The organism is Actinomadura rugatobispora (assembly GCF_042656285.1).
Classification (GTDB): domain Bacteria; phylum Actinomycetota; class Actinomycetes; order Streptosporangiales; family Streptosporangiaceae; genus Spirillospora; species Spirillospora rugatobispora.
Window position 1 is genome coordinate 65,437 of sequence record NZ_JBHSON010000008.1, and the last position, 16,359, is coordinate 81,795.

At 74.2% G+C, this 16,359-nt stretch carries 14 protein-coding genes; 4 read left to right on the forward strand and 10 right to left on the reverse strand.

The window, feature by feature from the left end; genetic code table 11:
• Positions 1-81: 81 nt before the first annotated feature.
• Positions 82-1,002 carry an LLM class flavin-dependent oxidoreductase gene (locus tag ACFPZN_RS07595; protein WP_378281087.1) on the forward strand — a complete coding sequence of 307 codons (921 nt, stop codon included), beginning with the start codon at positions 82-84 and terminating at the stop codon, positions 1,000-1,002.
• Positions 1,003-1,016: 14 nt separating this feature from the next.
• Here ACFPZN_RS07595 and menD read toward each other — a convergent pair whose 3' ends face one another.
• The 3 genes from menD to ACFPZN_RS07610 form a co-directional block, all read right to left on the reverse strand.
• Positions 1,017-2,687: a 2-succinyl-5-enolpyruvyl-6-hydroxy-3-cyclohexene-1-carboxylic-acid synthase gene (gene menD, locus ACFPZN_RS07600; RefSeq protein ID WP_378281088.1), complete on the reverse strand. Its 1,671-nt coding sequence runs from the start codon at positions 2,685-2,687 to the stop codon at positions 1,017-1,019.
• A complete protein-coding gene (locus tag ACFPZN_RS07605; protein ID WP_378281197.1) occupies positions 2,684-3,622 on the reverse strand; it encodes an o-succinylbenzoate synthase in 939 nt (312 codons plus the stop codon). Before ACFPZN_RS07605 ends, menD begins: the two co-directional genes overlap by 4 nt.
• 67 nt (positions 3,623-3,689) lie before the next feature.
• Entirely contained in the window at positions 3,690-4,589 is a 900-nt protein-coding gene (locus ACFPZN_RS07610; protein WP_378281089.1) for a 1,4-dihydroxy-2-naphthoyl-CoA synthase, read from the reverse strand.
• A 107-nt stretch (positions 4,590-4,696) separates the two neighbouring features.
• Here ACFPZN_RS07610 and ACFPZN_RS07615 point away from each other — a divergent pair, with 107 nt between their 5' ends.
• The 3 genes from ACFPZN_RS07615 to ACFPZN_RS07625 all read left to right on the forward strand — a co-directional run bounded on the left by ACFPZN_RS07615 (position 4,697) and on the right by ACFPZN_RS07625 (position 8,473).
• Positions 4,697-5,857: an AMP-binding protein gene (locus tag ACFPZN_RS07615; RefSeq protein WP_378281090.1), complete on the forward strand. Its 1,161-nt coding sequence runs from the start codon at positions 4,697-4,699 to the stop codon at positions 5,855-5,857.
• Between the two features lie 76 nt (positions 5,858-5,933).
• The gene (locus ACFPZN_RS07620; RefSeq protein ID WP_378281091.1) at positions 5,934-6,932 is read left to right on the forward strand and encodes a cation diffusion facilitator family transporter; all 999 of its coding nucleotides are present in this window, start codon (positions 5,934-5,936) and stop codon (positions 6,930-6,932) included.
• A 179-nt stretch (positions 6,933-7,111) separates the two neighbouring features.
• The gene (locus tag ACFPZN_RS07625) at positions 7,112-8,473 is read left to right on the forward strand and encodes an RNA polymerase sigma factor (RefSeq protein WP_378281092.1); all 1,362 of its coding nucleotides are present in this window, start codon (positions 7,112-7,114) and stop codon (positions 8,471-8,473) included.
• A gap of 45 nt (positions 8,474-8,518) precedes the next feature.
• On the opposite strand, the gene ACFPZN_RS07630 is transcribed toward ACFPZN_RS07625, so the two are convergent.
• The 7 genes from ACFPZN_RS07630 to nirB all read right to left on the reverse strand — a co-directional run bounded on the left by ACFPZN_RS07630 (position 8,519) and on the right by nirB (position 16,307).
• The gene (locus ACFPZN_RS07630; protein WP_378281093.1) at positions 8,519-9,433 is read right to left on the reverse strand and encodes an ABC transporter permease; all 915 of its coding nucleotides are present in this window, start codon (positions 9,431-9,433) and stop codon (positions 8,519-8,521) included.
• 11 nt (positions 9,434-9,444) lie between these two features.
• Positions 9,445-10,425, reverse strand: a complete 981-nt coding sequence (locus tag ACFPZN_RS07635) for an ATP-binding cassette domain-containing protein (RefSeq protein WP_378281094.1) — start codon at positions 10,423-10,425, stop codon at positions 9,445-9,447.
• A 67-nt stretch (positions 10,426-10,492) separates the two neighbouring features.
• Positions 10,493-11,275, reverse strand: coding sequence for a VOC family protein (locus ACFPZN_RS07640; RefSeq protein WP_378281095.1), 783 nt, complete (start codon positions 11,273-11,275; stop codon positions 10,493-10,495).
• Between the two features lie 123 nt (positions 11,276-11,398).
• Positions 11,399-12,136, reverse strand: coding sequence for a sirohydrochlorin chelatase (locus ACFPZN_RS07645; RefSeq protein ID WP_378281096.1), 738 nt, complete (start codon positions 12,134-12,136; stop codon positions 11,399-11,401).
• Entirely contained in the window at positions 12,129-13,319 is a 1,191-nt protein-coding gene (locus ACFPZN_RS07650; protein ID WP_378281097.1) for a uroporphyrinogen-III synthase, read from the reverse strand. Before ACFPZN_RS07650 ends, ACFPZN_RS07645 begins: the two co-directional genes overlap by 8 nt.
• The gene (gene nirD, locus ACFPZN_RS07655; protein WP_378281098.1) at positions 13,303-13,758 is read right to left on the reverse strand and encodes a nitrite reductase small subunit NirD; all 456 of its coding nucleotides are present in this window, start codon (positions 13,756-13,758) and stop codon (positions 13,303-13,305) included. The genes ACFPZN_RS07650 and nirD overlap by 17 nt, the downstream gene beginning before the upstream one ends.
• On the reverse strand, positions 13,755-16,307 hold the full coding sequence (nirB, locus tag ACFPZN_RS07660) for a nitrite reductase large subunit NirB (RefSeq protein WP_378281099.1): 2,553 nt from the start codon (positions 16,305-16,307) through the stop codon (positions 13,755-13,757). The genes nirD and nirB overlap by 4 nt, the downstream gene beginning before the upstream one ends.
• Positions 16,308-16,359 lie beyond the last annotated feature (52 nt).

Below are 16,359 nucleotides of genomic sequence, written 5' to 3' on the forward strand. Positions count from 1 at the left end.
GCTGCCGTTCGCACCGCGAACTGATTTTCAAGGCCCGTGCCACTGCATGGCACCGGACGCCACTGGAAAGGATTGCGCACAATGACCGGGACATCGAGGGGACGCAGGCTCTGGTTCGGCGCCGGCATCGACTCCGCGGCCGCCGCGGGACCGCCGGCGCTGCGGCAGGCGATCCAGGCCGACCGCCAGGGACTGGACCTGTTCAGCGTCTCCGACCACCCCTACTCCGGCGGCCGGCTGGACGCCTACGCGATCGTGGGCGTGGCGCTGGGCGCGACCGAGCGCGTCGCGGGGCTGGTGAACGTGACCAACCTGCCCGCCCGCCCCGCCCCCGTGCTGGCCCGCACGGTCACCTCGCTGTCGGCCCTGTCGGGCGGGCGGGTGGTGCTGGGCATGGGCGCGGGCGGCTCCTGGGACGACATCGCCAGGCTGGGCGTGCCGCGGCTGGACCCGGGGGCGGCCGTCCGCGCGTTCGAGGAGGCGATCACGCTGGTCCGGGCGCTGTCGGGCGGCGGCTCCCCGGTGACCTTCGAGGGCGAGTTCTACCGGGTCACGGCGCTGGAGCCCGCGGCGGTCCCGGCCCCGCCGGTGTGGACGGGGTCGGTGGGCCCCCGGTCGCTGGCCGTCACGGGCAGGCGGGCCGACGGGTGGATCCCGGGGCGCGCGGCGGACTGGCTGAGCGCGCGCTACCGGGAGTCGCGGCCGCTCGTGGACGAGGCCGCGGTGGCCGCGGGACGCGATCCCGCCGAGGTCGCCACCGTGTTCAACCTGCCCGGGACGATCACCTCCGCGCCGCGCGCGGCCACCCGGGACCGCGAGGGGCGCTGGACGGGCGGCTCGCCGGCGCAGTGGGCCGAGGAACTCGCCGGAGCGGTCCTGGAGTACGGCGCGTCGGGGTTCGTCCACTTCCCGGTCGGCGCCGAGCCCGCCGACACGGTCCTCGGCCGGTGGGCGCAGGAGGTCGTCCCGGCGGTGCGGGAGGCCGTCGCCGCCGACGCCTGACCCGCGGGGCCGGGTCAGGCGGAGAGGAACTCGCGGACGGCCTGGTGGGCGGCGTTGCGCAGGTCGGCGTGCAGGACGGCGTTGGCGTCGCGGTCGGTGCGGGCCTCGATGATCCGCAGCCCCTCCCCCGCGATCGCCTTGGGCAGGTCGGCGGCCGCCTCCAGGGACCGGTACGGGACGCCGTGCGCCGCCGCCACCGCGGCCAGGTCGACCTGGTGCGGGGTGCCGAAGACGCGCTCGAACGGGTCGCGCAGCGCCGCCTGCGGCAGCAGCGAGAAGATCCCGCCGCCCTGGTTGTTGACCACGACCAGGGCCAGGTCGGGACGGTGGTCGCCGGGGCCGATGACCAGGCCGTTCTGGTCGTGCAGGAACGCCAGGTCGCCCAGCAGCGCGTAGGAGCGGCCGCTGTGGGCCAGGGCGGCGCCGATCGCGGTGGAGACCAGGCCGTCGATGCCGCTGGCGCCGCGGTTGGCCATGATCCGGATGCCGCGGCGCGGCCGCATCACCTGGTCCAGGTCGCGGATCGGCATGCTGGCGGCGCTGAACAGCAGCGATCCGCCGGGCAGCCCGGCGACCAGGTCGCGGGCCAGGCGCGGCTCGGTCACCTCGGGGACGGCGTCCAGCACCGCGTCGACGGCCGCGGCGGCGGCCCGGTCGGCGGCCCGCCACGACTTCAGCCAGCCGTCGTCGCCCGACACCACCGGGATCTCCACGTCCTGGGCGACCTGGGTCGCCGAGCGGACGGGGTCGGGCCAGCGGGCCAGGGCCGGCGACAGCACGATGTGCTCCTCGGCGCGCCTGAGCAGCGACAGCAGCGGCCGGGACAGGCCGGGCTTGCCGAGGGTCACCACCACCTCGGGACGGTGGTGTTCGACGAACTCAGGGACGCCCAGCAGGAAGTGGTGGGAGGACAGGGCGTGGTCGCCGTAGCGGGCGTTGCCGTTGGGCTCGGCCAGCACGGGCCAGCCCGCCATCGACGCCGCCGCCACGTACCGCTTGACGTTGCTGGCCCCGTCGCCCACCACCAGGACCCCGCGGCGGGTCGGCGGGACGTGCAGCACCGAGCCGGGCGTGGCGGCGCGGATCTTGGTCCAGGCGCCGGTGGCGTCGCCGTCCAGCGGCTCGCACCAGCTCTCGTCGCCGTCGGGGACCAGGGGCTCGCGGAACGCGGCGTTCAGGTGCACCGGGCCCGGCTCGGGCGCCTGCGCCAGCCCCCACGCCCGGCTGGTCAGCGACCGCCAGTAGGCGACCATGCCGGGGCGGTTCTCCGGGACGCCGATCTCGCAGCTCCAGCGGACCGCCGTCCCGTACAGCTTAACCTGGTCGATGGTCTGGTTGGCGCCGGTGTCGCGCAGTTCGGGCGGCCGGTCGGCGGTGAGCAGGATCAGCGGGACGCCCGACTCGTGCGCCTCGATCACGGCCGGGTGGAAGTTGGCGGCGGCGGTGCCGGAGGTGCACACCAGCGCGACCGGGCGGCCCGAGCGCTTGGCCATGCCCAGCGCCAGGAACGAGGCCGACCGCTCGTCGATCCGCACGTGCATGCGGACCCGCCCGGCGGTCTCGGCGGCGTGCAGGGCCAGCGCGAGGGGCGCCGAGCGGGAGCCGGGGGCCAGCACGACCTCGGTCATGCCGCAGCGCAGCAGCTCGTCGACCAGCACGGTGGCCAGCGCGGTGGCGGGGTTCATCGGCCCACCGCGCCGATCGCCGCGGCCTCGAGGACCTCGGCGGCGCGGGCGAGGCCCCGCCGCCACCGCCCGGCGGTCTCCTCACCGGCCTCCACGCGGAGCAGCGCGTCCTCGTCCACGTCGGGACGGCGCACCGGGATCGCGCCGTCCACGGGCCGCAGCGGATCGGCGGCGACGTCGTCCTCCAGCAGCGAGAGGGTGGCCAGCCCGCACGCGAAGGGCAGCTCGGGCAGCGCGGCGGCCAGCGCCAGCCCGGCGGCCAGGCCCACCGAGGTCTCCACGGCGCTGGAGACCACGACCGGCAGGCCGCACGCCTCGGCCACCTCCAGCGCCGCCCGCACCCCGCCCAGCGGCTGCACCTTGACCACCGCGATGTCGGCGGCCTCGGCGGCGCGGACCTTCAGCGGGTCCTCGGCGCGGCGGATCGACTCGTCGGCGGCCACCGGGACGTCCACCCGCAGCCGGACCCGGGCCAGCTCCTCCAGCGTCGCGCACGGCTGCTCGGCGTACTCGAGGTCGAAGCGGTCCAGGGAGCGGATCATCCGGGCGGCGGTGTCGACGTCCCAGCCGCCGTTGACGTCGATCCGGACGCGGCCCGCGGGCCCCAGCGCGTCGCGGACGGCCTCCACGCGGGCCAGGTCGTCGGCCTCGTCCTGGCCGCGCTCGGCGACCTTGACCTTGGCCGTGCGGCACCCGGACGCGGCCGTCATGGCGTGCGCCTTCTCCGGGCCGACCGCCGGGATCGTCACGTTCACCGGGATCCGGTCGCGCCGCGGCTCCGGCCAGCCGTCGAAGGCGGCCTCCCGCGCGGCGGCGAGCCAGCGGGCGCACTCCGCCGGGCCGTACTCGGCGAACGGGGAGAACTCCCCCCAGCCCGCCGGGCCCTGGATGAGCACCCCCTCCCGCTGCGTGATGCCCCGGAACCGCGTCCGCATCGGGATGGAGTAGACCCGCACCCGCTGAACCCCCTGCCGTCGCACCTGAACGATGAGTGGTACCCGGTTAGTAATACCAGGGGAAACGCGACCAATCAGGGTCACGCTTCTCAAGGAACGAATCCCGCCCCTCGGCGGCCTCGTCGGTGCCGTAGGCCAGACGGGTCGTCTCCCCCGCGAAGATCTGCTGCCCGACCAGGCCGTCGTCGATCGCGTTGAAGGCGTACTTGAGCATCCGCTGCGCGGTGGGGCTCTTGCCGTTGACCTTGCGGGCCCACTCCAGCGCGGTGCGCTCCAGCTCGGCGTGCGGGACGACGGCGTTGACCATCCCCATGCGGTGCGCGGCCTCGGCGTCGTAGGTGTCGCCGAGGAAGAAGATCTCGCGGGCGAACTTCTGGCCGACCTGGCGGGCCAGGTAGGCCGAGCCGAACCCGCCGTCGAAGCTGGCCACGTCGGCGTCGGTCTGCTTGAACCGGGCGTGCTCGCGGCTGGCCAGCGTCAGGTCGCAGGTGACGTGCAGGCTGTGCCCGCCGCCGGCGGCCCAGCCGGGCACCACGCAGATCACGACCTTGCCCATGAACCGGATGAGGCGCTGCACCTCCAGGATGTGCAGCCGCCCCGCCCTGGCCGGGTCGATGGTCTCGGAGGTCTCCCCCTCGGCGTACTTGTAGCCGTCCTTGCCGCGGATCCGCTGGTCGCCGCCCGAGCAGAAGGCCCAGCCGCCGTCCCTGGGCGAGGGCCCGTTGCCGGTCAGCAGGACGCAGCCGATGTCGCTCGACATCCGCGCGTGGTCCAGGGCGCGGTAGAGCTCGTCGACGGTGTGGGGGCGGAAGGCGTTGCGGATTTCGGGACGGTCGAAGGCGATGCGCACCGTGCCCTGGTCGACGGCCCTGTGGTAGGTGACGTCGGTGAAGTCGAAGCCCTCGACTTCCTTCCAGGCTCCGGGGTCGAACAGCTCCGAGACCATGTCGTGGGGGTTCCTCTCCGTCGGGGATCCGTTGGGGCCGCCGGGGACATTCAACCGCCTCCCGGTTTCGAACGCGTTCAGTGGGGTCGTCTACGCTGGCCCCTGTCATGTCACAGTCCCCGCATGCGAGCGTTCTGCCACCGGGCCCGCGCCAGTTCGAGGCGCTGGCCGCGGCCCTGGAGGGAACCGGCCCCGCCCTGTGCCCGATCGCGCCCGGCCTGCCGGGCCCCGCGCTGGAGCGCCTGCTGGAGGCGCTGGCGCCCGGGGCCGTGGAGACCACCGGGGGTGTGCGCCCCCGTGCCGGGGGCGTCCCGGTGACCGAGGGCACGGCCGTGCTGGTCGCCACCTCCGGCTCGACCGGCACACCCAAGATCGTAGAGCTGCCGGCGGCGGCGCTGCGCCACTCCGCCGCCGCGACGCTGGCCCGGGTGGGCGCCGAGCCCGGCGAGCGGTGGCTGTGCTGCCTGCCCACCAGCCACATCTCCGGGATCCAGGTGCTGGTGCGGGCGCTGGTGGGCGGCACCGAGCCGGTGATCCAGCCCCGCTTCGACCCCACGGCGGTGGCCACCGCCGACGCCGCGCACCTGTCGTGCGTCCCGACCCAGCTGCGGCGGCTCCTGGACGCGGGGGCGGATCTGGGCAAGTTCCGCTCGATCCTGCTGGGCGGCGCGGCCGCCCCGCCGGATCTGCTGGAGGAGGCGCGGCGGCGCGGCGCCCGGGTGTTCACCACCTACGGCATGAGCGAGACCTGCGGGGGGTGCGCCTACGACGGCGTGCCGCTGGACGGCGTGCGCGCGGCCGTCGGCGAGGACGGCCGGATCCGCCTGGCCGGGCCGGTGCTGTTCTCCGGCTACCGGCTGCGCCCCGACCTGACCGCGGCGGCGCGCGAGGACGAGTGGTTCGTCACACAGGACCTGGGCGCCTTCGACGGCGAGGGGCGGCTGCGGGTCCGCGGGCGGGTCGACGATGTGATCAACACCGGTGGCGAGAAGGTCGTGGCGGGCGAGGTCGCGGCCGTGATCTCGCGCCATCCGGGCGTGCGGGACGTGGTGGTGGTCGGCCGGCCCGACGCCGAGTGGGGCGAGCGGGTCACCGCCGTCCTGGTGCCCGGCTCCCCGGCCGCGCCCGGCCTGGCCGAGCTGCGCGCCTGGGTCCGCGAGACGCTGCCCGCCCACGCGGCGCCGCACGAGTTGGAGGTGGTGGCGGCGATCCCGCTGCTGCCCTCCGGCAAGCCGGACCGGGAACGCCTGCGCCGCGCCCGCGGCTGATCTTCGTGCCCGGTCACGGCGGGGCCCGCACCGGCGGACCTCCCGCACGTGGCAGTCTGGTTCTCCGGGGGCATCCATGGCTCGACGGCAGCAGGAGCAGGAGAGCGCGCTGACGGTCCTGGTGGCGCTGGCCGCCAATTTCGGGATCGCCATCGCCAAGATCATCGCGGCCGTGCTGACCGGCTCGGCGTCGCTGGCCGCCGAGGCCGCGCACTCGGTCGCCGACACCTTCAACGAGGTGCTGCTGTGGGTGGGGCTGCGCCGCAGCGGCCGCCCGGCCGACCGGCGGCACCCGCTGGGGCACGGCAAGGAGCGCTACATCTGGACGCTCCTGGTCGCCGTCGCGATCTTCGGCATGGGCGCGCTGTTCGCGTTCTACCAGGGCGTGGAGACGCTGCTGGGCCACCACGCCGGCGAGGCCGACCCGCTGGCCGGCTACCTCGTGCTGGCGGTCTCCTTCGTGCTGGAGGGGATCTCCTGGCGGCGGGCGCTGCGGCAGGTCCGGGCCGACGCCCGGGCGGAGGACCTGTCCGTGCCCGACTTCATCCGCCGCACCGACGAGCCCACCTCGATCAGCGTGCTCCTGGAGGACTCGGCCGCCCTCGTCGGGCTGCTGCTGGCCTTCGCCGGGCTGGGGCTGCACCAGCTGACCGGGGCGGCGGTGTGGGACGGGGTCGGCTCCATCCTGATCGGCGTGCTGCTGACGGCGGTGGCCCTGGTGCTGGGGCGGATCAACCTCAACCTGCTGGTGGGCCGGCAGGCCGATCCGCGGATGGTCCGCGACATCCGGCGGCGGCTGGGCGAGGCGGAGGAGATCGAGTGGGTGGCCGACATCGTGACGGTGACCTTCGGCGCCGACACGGTGCTGGTGTGCGCCCGGCTGGACTTCCGCGACACGCTGACCGCCGGGGAGGTCGAGCGCGCGTGCGTGCGGATGGCGCGGGAGCTGCGGGCGGCGCACGCGGAGATCGACGAGGTCTTCCTGGAACCGGTCCCCCGCGACGATCCCGAGCTGCGCGCCCGGGTGATCGAGCGGTACGGCCGAATCGCCCCGCCTCCGACGGAATCTTCGTGAACTATCCGGAAATACCGTGCCCTGAGGGCCTATGACCGACTTGAAGGAGAGCTGTGGGACGCTTGATACCGCCCGTTGGGAACAAGGACCCCGCCGCCCGGCGTTCCGAATAATGCGCGCGAAACCACCGCACACAATCTCCGCGCCGCACCACACCACCGAAGGGAGGGGGTGTCCCCATGCCGCGAACCGCCATGCCGACCAGCGCCGAGACCCCGCCGACCGAGGGTACGAGCCCCGCGCTCGACGCCCTCCTCGACCGTGGCCGCGCCCAAGGGCGCCTCTCGCTCGCCGAGGTGCGCCTGGCCTTCGAGGCCGCCGGGATCAGCCCGTCGCAGGGCCGTTCCATCCTGCGCGAGCTCTCCGAGGCGGGCATCCGGCTGGCCAGCGAGGACGAGCCGGCCCGCAAGGCGGCCGCCCAGCCCGCGGCGACGGCGGACCAGGGCAAGGACGCCCCAGCACCGGCCCGCAGGCCCCGGCGCGCCGCCAAGGCCGCCGCGAAGGTAGCCGCCAAGCCCGCCGCGCCCACGTCCGGTGACGCGGCCACGGCCGGGACCACCGCCGAGGACGGCTCGTTCGAGGTCACCGAGGTCGAGGCCGAAGAGCCCGCCGCCGACCTGGACGACCAGTCCACCACCATGGGCGACTCCGTCCACACCTACCTCAAGGCCATCGGCCGCCGCCAGCTGCTCACCGCCGAGCAGGAGGTCGACCTGGCCAAGCGCATCGAGGTCGGGCTCTACGCCGAGTACAAGCTGGAGAACGAGCAGCCGGCCCCCGAGCTGCGCGCCGACCTGGAGTGGGTCGCCGCCGACGGCCGCCGCGCCAAGGCCCACATGCTGGAGGCCAACCTCCGCCTGGTGGTCTCGGTCGCCAAGAAGTACTCCGACCGCGGCCTGTCGCTGCTGGACGTCGTCCAGGAGGGCAACCTCGGCCTGATCCGCGCGGTCGAGAAGTTCGACTACTCCAAGGGCTACAAGTTCTCCACCTACGCCATGTGGTGGATCCGCCAGGCCATCCAGCGCGGCTTCGCCGACTCGGCCCGCACCATCCGGCTCCCCGTCCACGTGCTGGAGATGCTGAGCAAGCTCAGCCGCGTGGAACGGGACATGCACCAGCGGCTGGGCCGCGAGCCCACCCCCGAGGAGCTGGCCACCGAGCTGGACAAGAGCCCTGAGCAGGTCCGCGAGCTGCTGCGCACCAGCCGGCAGCCGATCAGCCTCGACTCCACCATCGGCGAGGACGGCGAGACCCGGATCGGCGACCTGATCGAGGACACCGACAGCCCCGAGGCCTCCGAGCTGGTCGACCGCCAGCTGATGGCCGACCAGCTGCGCCGCACCCTCGACATCCTGTCCCCGCGCGAGGCCAAGATCATGGCGATGCGGTTCGGCCTGTACGACGGCACGCCCCGCACCCTCGACGAGATCGGCAAGGCGCTGGGCCTGACCCGCGAACGCATCCGCCAGCTGGAGAAGGAGTCCCTCTCCAAGCTCCGCCACCCCAGCAACGCCCGCCCCCTCCTGGACTTCGCGGTGTGACCTGTGGGGGGGCGACCCCCCACACCCCCTGCCCGTCCCTCCGGGTCATTCGGTTCGGCGGAACTCCCATACGGCCACGGCCATGAGGGCCAGGCCCATGGTGAGGACCAGGAGGAGTTCCAGGGCCACCGGGACCTGCCAGCCGTTCCAGGTGACGCCGGGATTGAAGGTGCGTTCCAGGGCCGGGGAGACCTGCAGGTGGGCGAAGACGGCCTGGCGGAGGGGGTCGACGGCGTAGGTCAGCGGGTTGAGGCGGGTCAGGACGCTCAGCCACACCGGCAGGCCGCTCAGCGGATACAGGGCGCCCGACAGGAACATCATCGGCATCATGGCCATCTGCATGACGCCGAAGAACGCCTGCATGCTCTGGATCCGCGCCGCCAGCATCACCCCGAACCCGGTGAGCGCGAAGGCGCTCAGGAACATCATTCCCAGCAGCTGGGCGAGCAGCAGCGGGTCGTAGGGGATGCCCGCGAGGCCGGCCAGCGCCAGGATCACCGTGCCCTGCAGCGTCGCCACCAGGGCCCCGCCGAAGCACTTGCCGACCACCAGCGCGGAACGGCTGACCGGCGCGACCAGCATCTCGCGCAGGAAGCCGAACTCCCGGTCCCACACGATCGACCCGGCCGAGAACATCGCGGTGAACATCACCGACATCGCGCACACGCCCGGAAAGATGAAGGTCTTCAGGTCGACGTGACCGGCCGGGCCGGAGCCGCGGGCCATCAGGGTGCTCAGGCCGGTGCCCATGACCAGCAGCCACAGCACCGGCTGGACCAGGTTGGAGATCATCCGCATCCGGTCCCGCCAGAACCGGATCAGCTCCCGGTGCAGGACCACCTTCACCGCGCGCAGGTCGTGCCGGACGCTGCGCGGCGGAACGGCCACCCGCGCCACGGCGCCGTCCGCGGTCAGGTCTCCGCCGGAGCGGGCGGGCTCCCGCGTGTCCATCTCGGCCATCGCCGCCCCCGTCATCCGCGCTGGCGCATCGCCAGGCGCATCCAGTCCTTGGACGATCCCTCGGCGTCCCGGATCGTGGTGCCGGTGAACGACATGAACACATCGTCCAGCGACGGCCGGGACACGTTCACCGAGCGGATCGGCACCCCCAGCTCCGCGAACAGCCGGGGCACGAACGCCTCGCCCGAGGCGACCGCGAAGGTCACCAGGCCCTCGGCGAGCCGCGCCTCCAGCCCGAACCGCCCGGCCAGCGCGGCGATCGCGGCGGAGTCGTCGGCCGTGCGGATCTGCACGCGGTCCTTGCCCACCCCCGCCTTGAGCGCCTCGGGCGTGTCCAGCGCCACGATCTGCCCGCGATCCATGATCGCGATGCGGTCGCAGTTCTCCGCCTCGTCCATGTAGTGGGTGGTGAGGAAGATCGTGATCTGCTCGGCGCGGCGCAGCTCCCGGATGTACTCCCAGATCGAGGTGCGGGTCTGCGGGTCCAGGCCGACGGTGGGCTCGTCCAGGAACAGCACCCGCGGCGAGTGCAGCAGCCCCCGGGCGATCTCCAGCCGCCGCTTCATGCCGCCGGAGTAGAGCCGCACCAGGTCGCGGCGCCGCTCCCACAGCCCCACCATCTCCAGCACCTGGCGGATGCGCGGCCCGGTCAGCGACCGCGGCACGCCGTACAGCTCGGCGTGGAAGCGCAGGTTCTGCTCGCCGCTGAGGTAGCCGTCCAGGGTGGGGTCCTGGAAGACCAGGCCGATGTTGCGGCGCACGTCGTCGCGCTCGGCCACCACGTCGTGCCCGGCGACCCGGGCCGCCCCGGCGGTGGGCCGCAGCAGCGTGCAGAGCATGTTGATCGTGGTGGACTTGCCCGCGCCGTTGGGGCCGAGGAACCCGAACACCTCCCCGGGCTCGACCTCGAACTCGATGCCCCGGACCGCCTCGACGTCCCCGAAGCTCTTCACCAACCCCTCGACGGCCACGGCCGGTTCCCCGCTGGGCATGGGCCTCCCTCGCTGAACCACCTACCACCAACGTAGCCCGGCGCCCGAGCCCCGCGCGGAATCGCCGTCAGGCGTTGAGGCGGATGACCGAGAAGTGGCCGCCCTGCGGGTCGCTGAGCACCGCGAACCGGCCGATCGGCAGGTCGGCGGGCGGCACCGGGACCGCCCCGCCCAGCTCGCCGGCCAGCGCCGCCGCCGCGTCGCAGTCGGCGACGGCGAAGTACACCATCCAGTGCGGCGGGATCTCCCGCGGCCACTGGTCGTCCATGAGGAGCATCCCGGCGGTCTCCGCGCCGCCGGGGTTGCTCCACTCGGTGTAGATCGTGGTGCCGAACGGGCTGGTCTCGGCCTCCCAGCCGAACACCGCCCGGTAGAACTCCTCGGCCGTCTCGGTGTCGCGGCACGCCAGCTCGCTCCAGCAGTAGGCGCCCGGCTCGTTCACCACGCCCGCGCCCTGGAACTCCAGCGGCTGCCAGGCGCCCACCACGGCGCCCACGGCGTCGGCGAAGATCGCCATCCGGCCCTGGTCCAGGACGTCCATCGGCTCCATCAGCACCTGGCCGCCCGCCCCGCGCACCGCGTCCACGGTCGCGTCCAGGTCGGTGACGCTCACGTAGGTGCACCACGCGACCGGCTGGCCCTCGACCGTCTGCGGCATCAGCGCGGCCACCGGGCGCGGGTCCTCCCCGCCCAGCGTCATGATCGTGTAGCCGCCGGCCGCCGGGTCGTCGGACGGCCGGGCGTGCCAGCCGAACAGCCCGCCGTAGAACGCCTTGGAGGACTCGATGCCGGGCGTGCCCAGGTCCACCCAGCAGGGCGTCCCCGGCTCGTAGGAGGTTCTGTCCGGCATGGGCCGACTCCGTCCTCACCTCGGCTCCCCCGCCCGCGGCGGCTCATTTGCAGCCTAGGGCGGCCCCGGTAAAGACTCCGGCCGCGGCCAGGCAGCGCAGCCCCAAGGACGGCGCGGCGGCGCTCAGGCCACCGGGACGGCCGCCGCCGCGTGGAGGCGGGCCTCGTCGAAGCGGCGCAGCACCAGCCGGGCCAGCGCGTCGTGGGCGCCCATCGGGGCGCTGAGGTGGTCGGCGCCGGCCGCCGCCATCCGGCCGTGGAAGAACCCCGGCGCCAGCAGATGCGCGGCCACCAGCACCCGGTCGGCTCCGCGCGCCCGCTGCTCGGCGACGACGTCGGCCAGCGCCGGGCCGCCGGCGGCCACGAACCCGTAGGGCACCGGCCGCCGCAGCCGCCGCGACAGCAGCCGCGCCGCCGCGCGCACGTCCTCGACGCCCCCCGGGTCCGACGACCCCGCCGCGCCCAGCACCACCGCGTCCGACGGGCGCGGGCGCACGCCCCGCAGCAGCCGGTCGGCCGTCGCGGCCGCCAGGAGCGGGTGCGGCCCCAGCGGACCGGCCATCACCACCTCGGGGCACAGCCGCTCCACCCGCCCCGGAATGTCGATCAGCGCGTGGTAGCCGCGCGCCAGCATCAGCGGGACCGCCACCACCGGCCCCTCGATCCGCCGCGCCGCCGCCTCCAGCGACGGCTCGGCCAGCTCGGCGTACGCCTCGGCGACCGGCAGCCACGGCCGCGCCGCCCGCACCCGCTCCAGCAGCGCCCGCACCACCGCGGGCCCGCCCGGATCACGGGTGCCGTGCGCCACCGCCAGCAGCGTCGGAACGCCCTCCCCCGCCCCCCACCTCGAACGCTCAGCCACTGGTCTCCGCTCTGATCGGCTCCACCAGCCTCGGGTCGCACGCCAGCCGGTAGCCGCGCTTGACCACGGTCTCCACGATCCCCGACCGCCCCAGCCCGCGGCGCAGCCGCGCCACGGCCATCTCCACCGCGTGCTCGTCGGCCTGCGGACGGCCCTCCCGCGACCAGGGCGTCCCGCCCACGATCAGCCGGCTCGGCAGCACCCCGCACAGCTCGGCGCGCGACACCACGTGCCCGGGACGCCGCGCCAGCGCCCGCAAGATCGCCATCGGCGCCGGCGCGATCGGCCGCAGCTGGCCGTCCAGGACGACCGCGTGCCCGCGCAGCTCCAGCGACACCCCGCGCACCTGCAGCAGCCGCGACCGGCGGCGCGGCAGGTCCGACACCAGCGCCCGCACCAGCGCCCCGATCCGCGCCCGTTCCGGCTGCACGGTCGGCACGCCCCGCTCGGCCAGCGGCTGCGCGGTCACCGGGCCCACGCACGCGGCCACCACGTGGGTGCGCAGCGCCTCCAGCAGCGGCTCCTCCAGCCCGTCCTCCGCCGCCACCGCCAGCGTCGCGGCCACCGCCGGCGAGGAGGTGAACGCGATCGCGTCGACCGTCCCCGCCACCGCCTGCCCGACCAGCCGGCGCAGCGGCGTCGAGTCGTCGGTCCGCGACCACCGGTACACCGGGATCTCGATCACCTCGGCGCCCGCCTCGCGCAGCGCGTCGGTGAACTCCGGGAGCTGCTCGCCGTACAGCTGCACCGCGATCCGGGCGCCCCTGACATCCTTCTCCAGCAGGTGGTTGAGCACCTCCGCGCAGCTCTCCGAGTCCGGCGACCAGCGCTCCTGAAGCCCGGCCTGCCGGATCGCGCCGCGCGCCTTGGGGCCGCGCGCCAGGATGTCCACCTGCCCCAGCCGCTCGATCAGGCCGTCGCGCAGGCCCCACCCGTCGGCGGTCTCCAGCCAGGCCCGGAAGCCGATGCCGGTGGTGACCACCACGTGGTCCAGGGGACGTTCGATGCACTCGTGCGTGGCGTGCAGCAGCTCGGCGTCGTCGGACAGCGGGATGAGACGGATCGCGGGAGCGTGGACGACCCGGGCGCCGCGCCGCTCCAGCAGCGTGGCCAGTTCCTCGTGCCGCCGGGCTGCGGTCACCCCGACGGCGAATCCGGCGAGGGGCTCACTCTCGGTGTTCATCGGGGCCGGTCACCTCCACGGGCACCTCCGAAACCGCCTGCCGCGGCGCCTGCAGCGCCACCTCCACGCGGTCCCCGGCGGGCACGCGGCGGATCGCGAAGGTGGGGAGCGCCACCTGCGGATCGTCCAGGCAGGATCCGGTGCGCAGGTCGAAGACCTGCTTGAACATGGGCGAGGCGACGGTGGGAGCGCCGCCGCGGGTGCCCAGGATCCCGCGCGAGATCACGTAGGCGCCGCTGAACGGATCGAGGTTGGACAGGGCGTACAGGTCGCCGTCGAAGGTCCGGAACACCGCCACCTGGACGCCCTCGACCATCGCGCAGGCGCCGCGTTCGGCGGTCAGGTCGGAGTAGGAGCAGATGTCGTGCCAGCCGGCCCGCTCGGCGGGTGGGAGCCCGGCGAGGGCGAGGACGGGAGCGAGTTCGGGCGTCGTGGTCATGGTGCGGCCACCTCCAGCCGTGGACCGGTCACCAGGACCGGCTTGATCTGGTCGCGCTCGGGTTCGAAGACGATGCTCGGATCGGGTGTGTCGGGTGCGTTGACGAAGGAGACGAAGCGGCTGAGCTTCGCGGGGTCGTTGAGGGTGTCGCGCCACTCGTCGGAGTAGGAGCCCACGTGCCGGTCCATCGCGGCGTCCAGCTCCGCGCAGATGCCCAGCCGGTCCTCGACGACGACCTCGCGGAGGTAGTCCAGGCCGCCCTCCAGGCCCTCCAGCCAGGTGGCGGTGCGCTGCAGCCGGTCGGCCGTGCGGATGTAGAACATCAGGAACCGGTCGATGTAGCGGACCAGGGTCTCGTCGTCCAGGTCGGTGGCGAACAGGTCGGCGTGCCGCGGGCGCATCCCGCCGTTCCCGGCGACGTAGAGGTTCCAGCCCTTCTCCGTCGCGATGATCCCGAAGTCCTTGCCCTGCGCCTCGGCGCACTCGCGGGCGCACCCCGACACCGCCGACTTCAGCTTGTGCGGGGCGCGCAGCCCCCGGTAGCGCAGCTCCAGCTTGATGGCCATGCCGACCGAGTCCTGGACGCCGTAGCGGCACCAGGTCGACCCCACGCACGACTTCACCGTGCGCAGCGCCTTGCCGTAGGCGTGCCCGGACTCGAACCCGGCGTCCACCAGCCGCTTCCAGATCAGCGGGAGCTGCTCGACGCGGGCGCCGAACAGGTCCAGCCGCTGCGCCCCGGTGATCTTGAGGTAGAGGTCGAACTCCCTGGCCACCTCGCCGATCACGATCAGCTTCTCGGGGGTGATCTCGCCGCCCGGCACCCGCGGCACCACCGAGTAGGTGCCGTTCTTCTGCATGTTGGCCAGGAAGTGGTCGTTGGTGTCCTGCAGCGCCGCCTGCTCGCCCTCCAGGATGTGCCCGTTGCCCAGGCTGGCCAGGATCGAGGCCACCACCGGCTTGCAGATGTCACAGCCGCGGCCCCGGCCGTGCTGCTCGATCAGGTCGGTGAAGGTGCCGATGCCGCGCACCCGCACGATGTCGAACAGCTCGGCGCGGCTGTACTCGAAGTGCTCGCACAGCGCCCGGCTGACCTCGATCCCGGCGGCGGTCAGCTCCGCGTCCAGGATCTTCTTGGCCAGCGGCACGCAGCTGCCGCAGGTGCTGCCCGCCCTGGTGCACGCCTTGATGCCGGGGACGTCGGTCAGGCCCTCGTCGCGGATCGCGCAGCGGATCGTCTCGGCGCTGACGTTGTTGCAGCTGCAGATCACGGTGGCGCCGGGCAGGTCGCCGCCGGCCGCCTCGGTGCCGCCGAACAGCGCCTGCTCGGGCGAGCCCGGCAGCTCGGCGCCGATGTAGGCGCGCAGCGTCGGGTACGACTCGGCGTCGCCGACCAGCACCCCGCCCAGCAGCGTCCGCGCGTCGTCGCTGACGATCAGCTTCTTGTAGACGCCGGCGACCGGGTCGGTGTAGGTGACGTCCAGGGCGCCCTGGTCGGGCCCGGCGAACGGGTCGCCGAAGCTGGCCACGTCGACGCCCATCAGCTTGAGCTTGGTGGACAGGTCGGCGCCGTCGAAGCGGGCCGGGCTCTCGCCCCCGGACGCCAGCGCCAGCAGCCGGTCGGCGACCACCTCGGCCATGCTGAAGCAGGGCGCGACCAGGCCGTACACCTGGCCGTCGACCAGGGCGCACTCCCCGATCGCGTAGATCGCCGGGTCCTCGGTGCGGCACGAGCCGTCCACCACGATGCCGCCCCGCTCGCCCACCGGCAGGCCGCACTCGCGGGCCAGCGCGTCGCGGGGGCGGATCCCGGCCGAGAAGACCACCACGCCGGCCTCGATCGCGGTGCCGCCGGACAGCGCGACCCGCGCCACGGAGCCGTCGTCGCCGGCCTCCAGGCCCTCCATCGGGGTCCCGGCGTGCACCTTCATGTCCAGGGCCTCGATGTGGCGGCGCAGCATGGCGCCGCCGCCCTCGTCGAGCTGGCGCGGCATCAGCCACGGCGCGACCTCGACGACGTGGGTGTCCACGCCCAGGCCCTGCATCGCCCTGGCGGCCTCGAGCCCGAGGAGCCCGCCGCCGACCACGACGCCGCCGGTCCCGGGGCTTGACGTTGTAAGGTTCGCGCAGTGGTCGCGGAGCGCGTCCAGGTCGTCGATGGTGCGGTAGACGAACACGCCGGGGAGGTCGTGGCCCGGGACCGGCGGCACGAACGGCGCCGAACCCGTCGCCAGCACCAGCGCGTCGTAGGGCGCCTCGCGCCCCGACGCGGTCCGGACCGTGCGGGCCGCGCGGTCGATCGCCACCACCGGGTCGCCGGTCAGCAGCTCCACGCCGGCGTCGTGCGGCGCGCAGGCCAGATCCGCGTCCTCGGTCAGGTAGGAGGTCAGCGCCACCCGGTCGTAGGCCGGGCGGGTCTCCTCCCCGATCACCGTGACGCGCCAGGAACGGGCCGTGTCGCGCTCGCGCAGCGCCTCGACGAGCCGGTGCCCGGTCGGCCCGTGGCCGACCACGACCAGCTCCATGGGTTCGTCCCCTCCGTCGTTCATGGGCCCGATCCTCAGCAGGAGCCGTTTCGCGGTTGCGTCCCCTTTGTCACCG

Excerpts from the sequence above, each read along its gene's own strand:
- ACFPZN_RS07595 (WP_378281087.1), top strand. The coding sequence starts at position 82 with ATGACCGGGACATCGAGGGGACGCAGGCTCTGGTTCGGCGCCGGCATC.
- menD (WP_378281088.1), bottom strand. The coding sequence starts at position 2,687 with ATGAACCCCGCCACCGCGCTGGCCACCGTGCTGGTCGACGAGCTGCTG.
- ACFPZN_RS07605 (WP_378281197.1), bottom strand. The coding sequence starts at position 3,622 with ATGCGGACGCGGTTCCGGGGCATCACGCAGCGGGAGGGGGTGCTCATC.
- ACFPZN_RS07610 (WP_378281089.1), bottom strand. The coding sequence starts at position 4,589 with ATGGTCTCGGAGCTGTTCGACCCCGGAGCCTGGAAGGAAGTCGAGGGC.
- ACFPZN_RS07615 (WP_378281090.1), top strand. The coding sequence starts at position 4,697 with ATGTCACAGTCCCCGCATGCGAGCGTTCTGCCACCGGGCCCGCGCCAG.
- ACFPZN_RS07620 (WP_378281091.1), top strand. The coding sequence starts at position 5,934 with ATGGCTCGACGGCAGCAGGAGCAGGAGAGCGCGCTGACGGTCCTGGTG.
- ACFPZN_RS07625 (WP_378281092.1), top strand. The coding sequence starts at position 7,112 with ATGCCGCGAACCGCCATGCCGACCAGCGCCGAGACCCCGCCGACCGAG.
- ACFPZN_RS07630 (WP_378281093.1), bottom strand. The coding sequence starts at position 9,433 with ATGGCCGAGATGGACACGCGGGAGCCCGCCCGCTCCGGCGGAGACCTG.
- ACFPZN_RS07635 (WP_378281094.1), bottom strand. The coding sequence starts at position 10,425 with ATGCCCAGCGGGGAACCGGCCGTGGCCGTCGAGGGGTTGGTGAAGAGC.
- ACFPZN_RS07640 (WP_378281095.1), bottom strand. The coding sequence starts at position 11,275 with ATGCCGGACAGAACCTCCTACGAGCCGGGGACGCCCTGCTGGGTGGAC.
- ACFPZN_RS07650 (WP_378281097.1), bottom strand. The coding sequence starts at position 13,319 with ATGAACACCGAGAGTGAGCCCCTCGCCGGATTCGCCGTCGGGGTGACC.
- nirD (WP_378281098.1), bottom strand. The coding sequence starts at position 13,758 with ATGACCACGACGCCCGAACTCGCTCCCGTCCTCGCCCTCGCCGGGCTC.
- nirB (WP_378281099.1), bottom strand. The coding sequence starts at position 16,307 with ATGAACGACGGAGGGGACGAACCCATGGAGCTGGTCGTGGTCGGCCAC.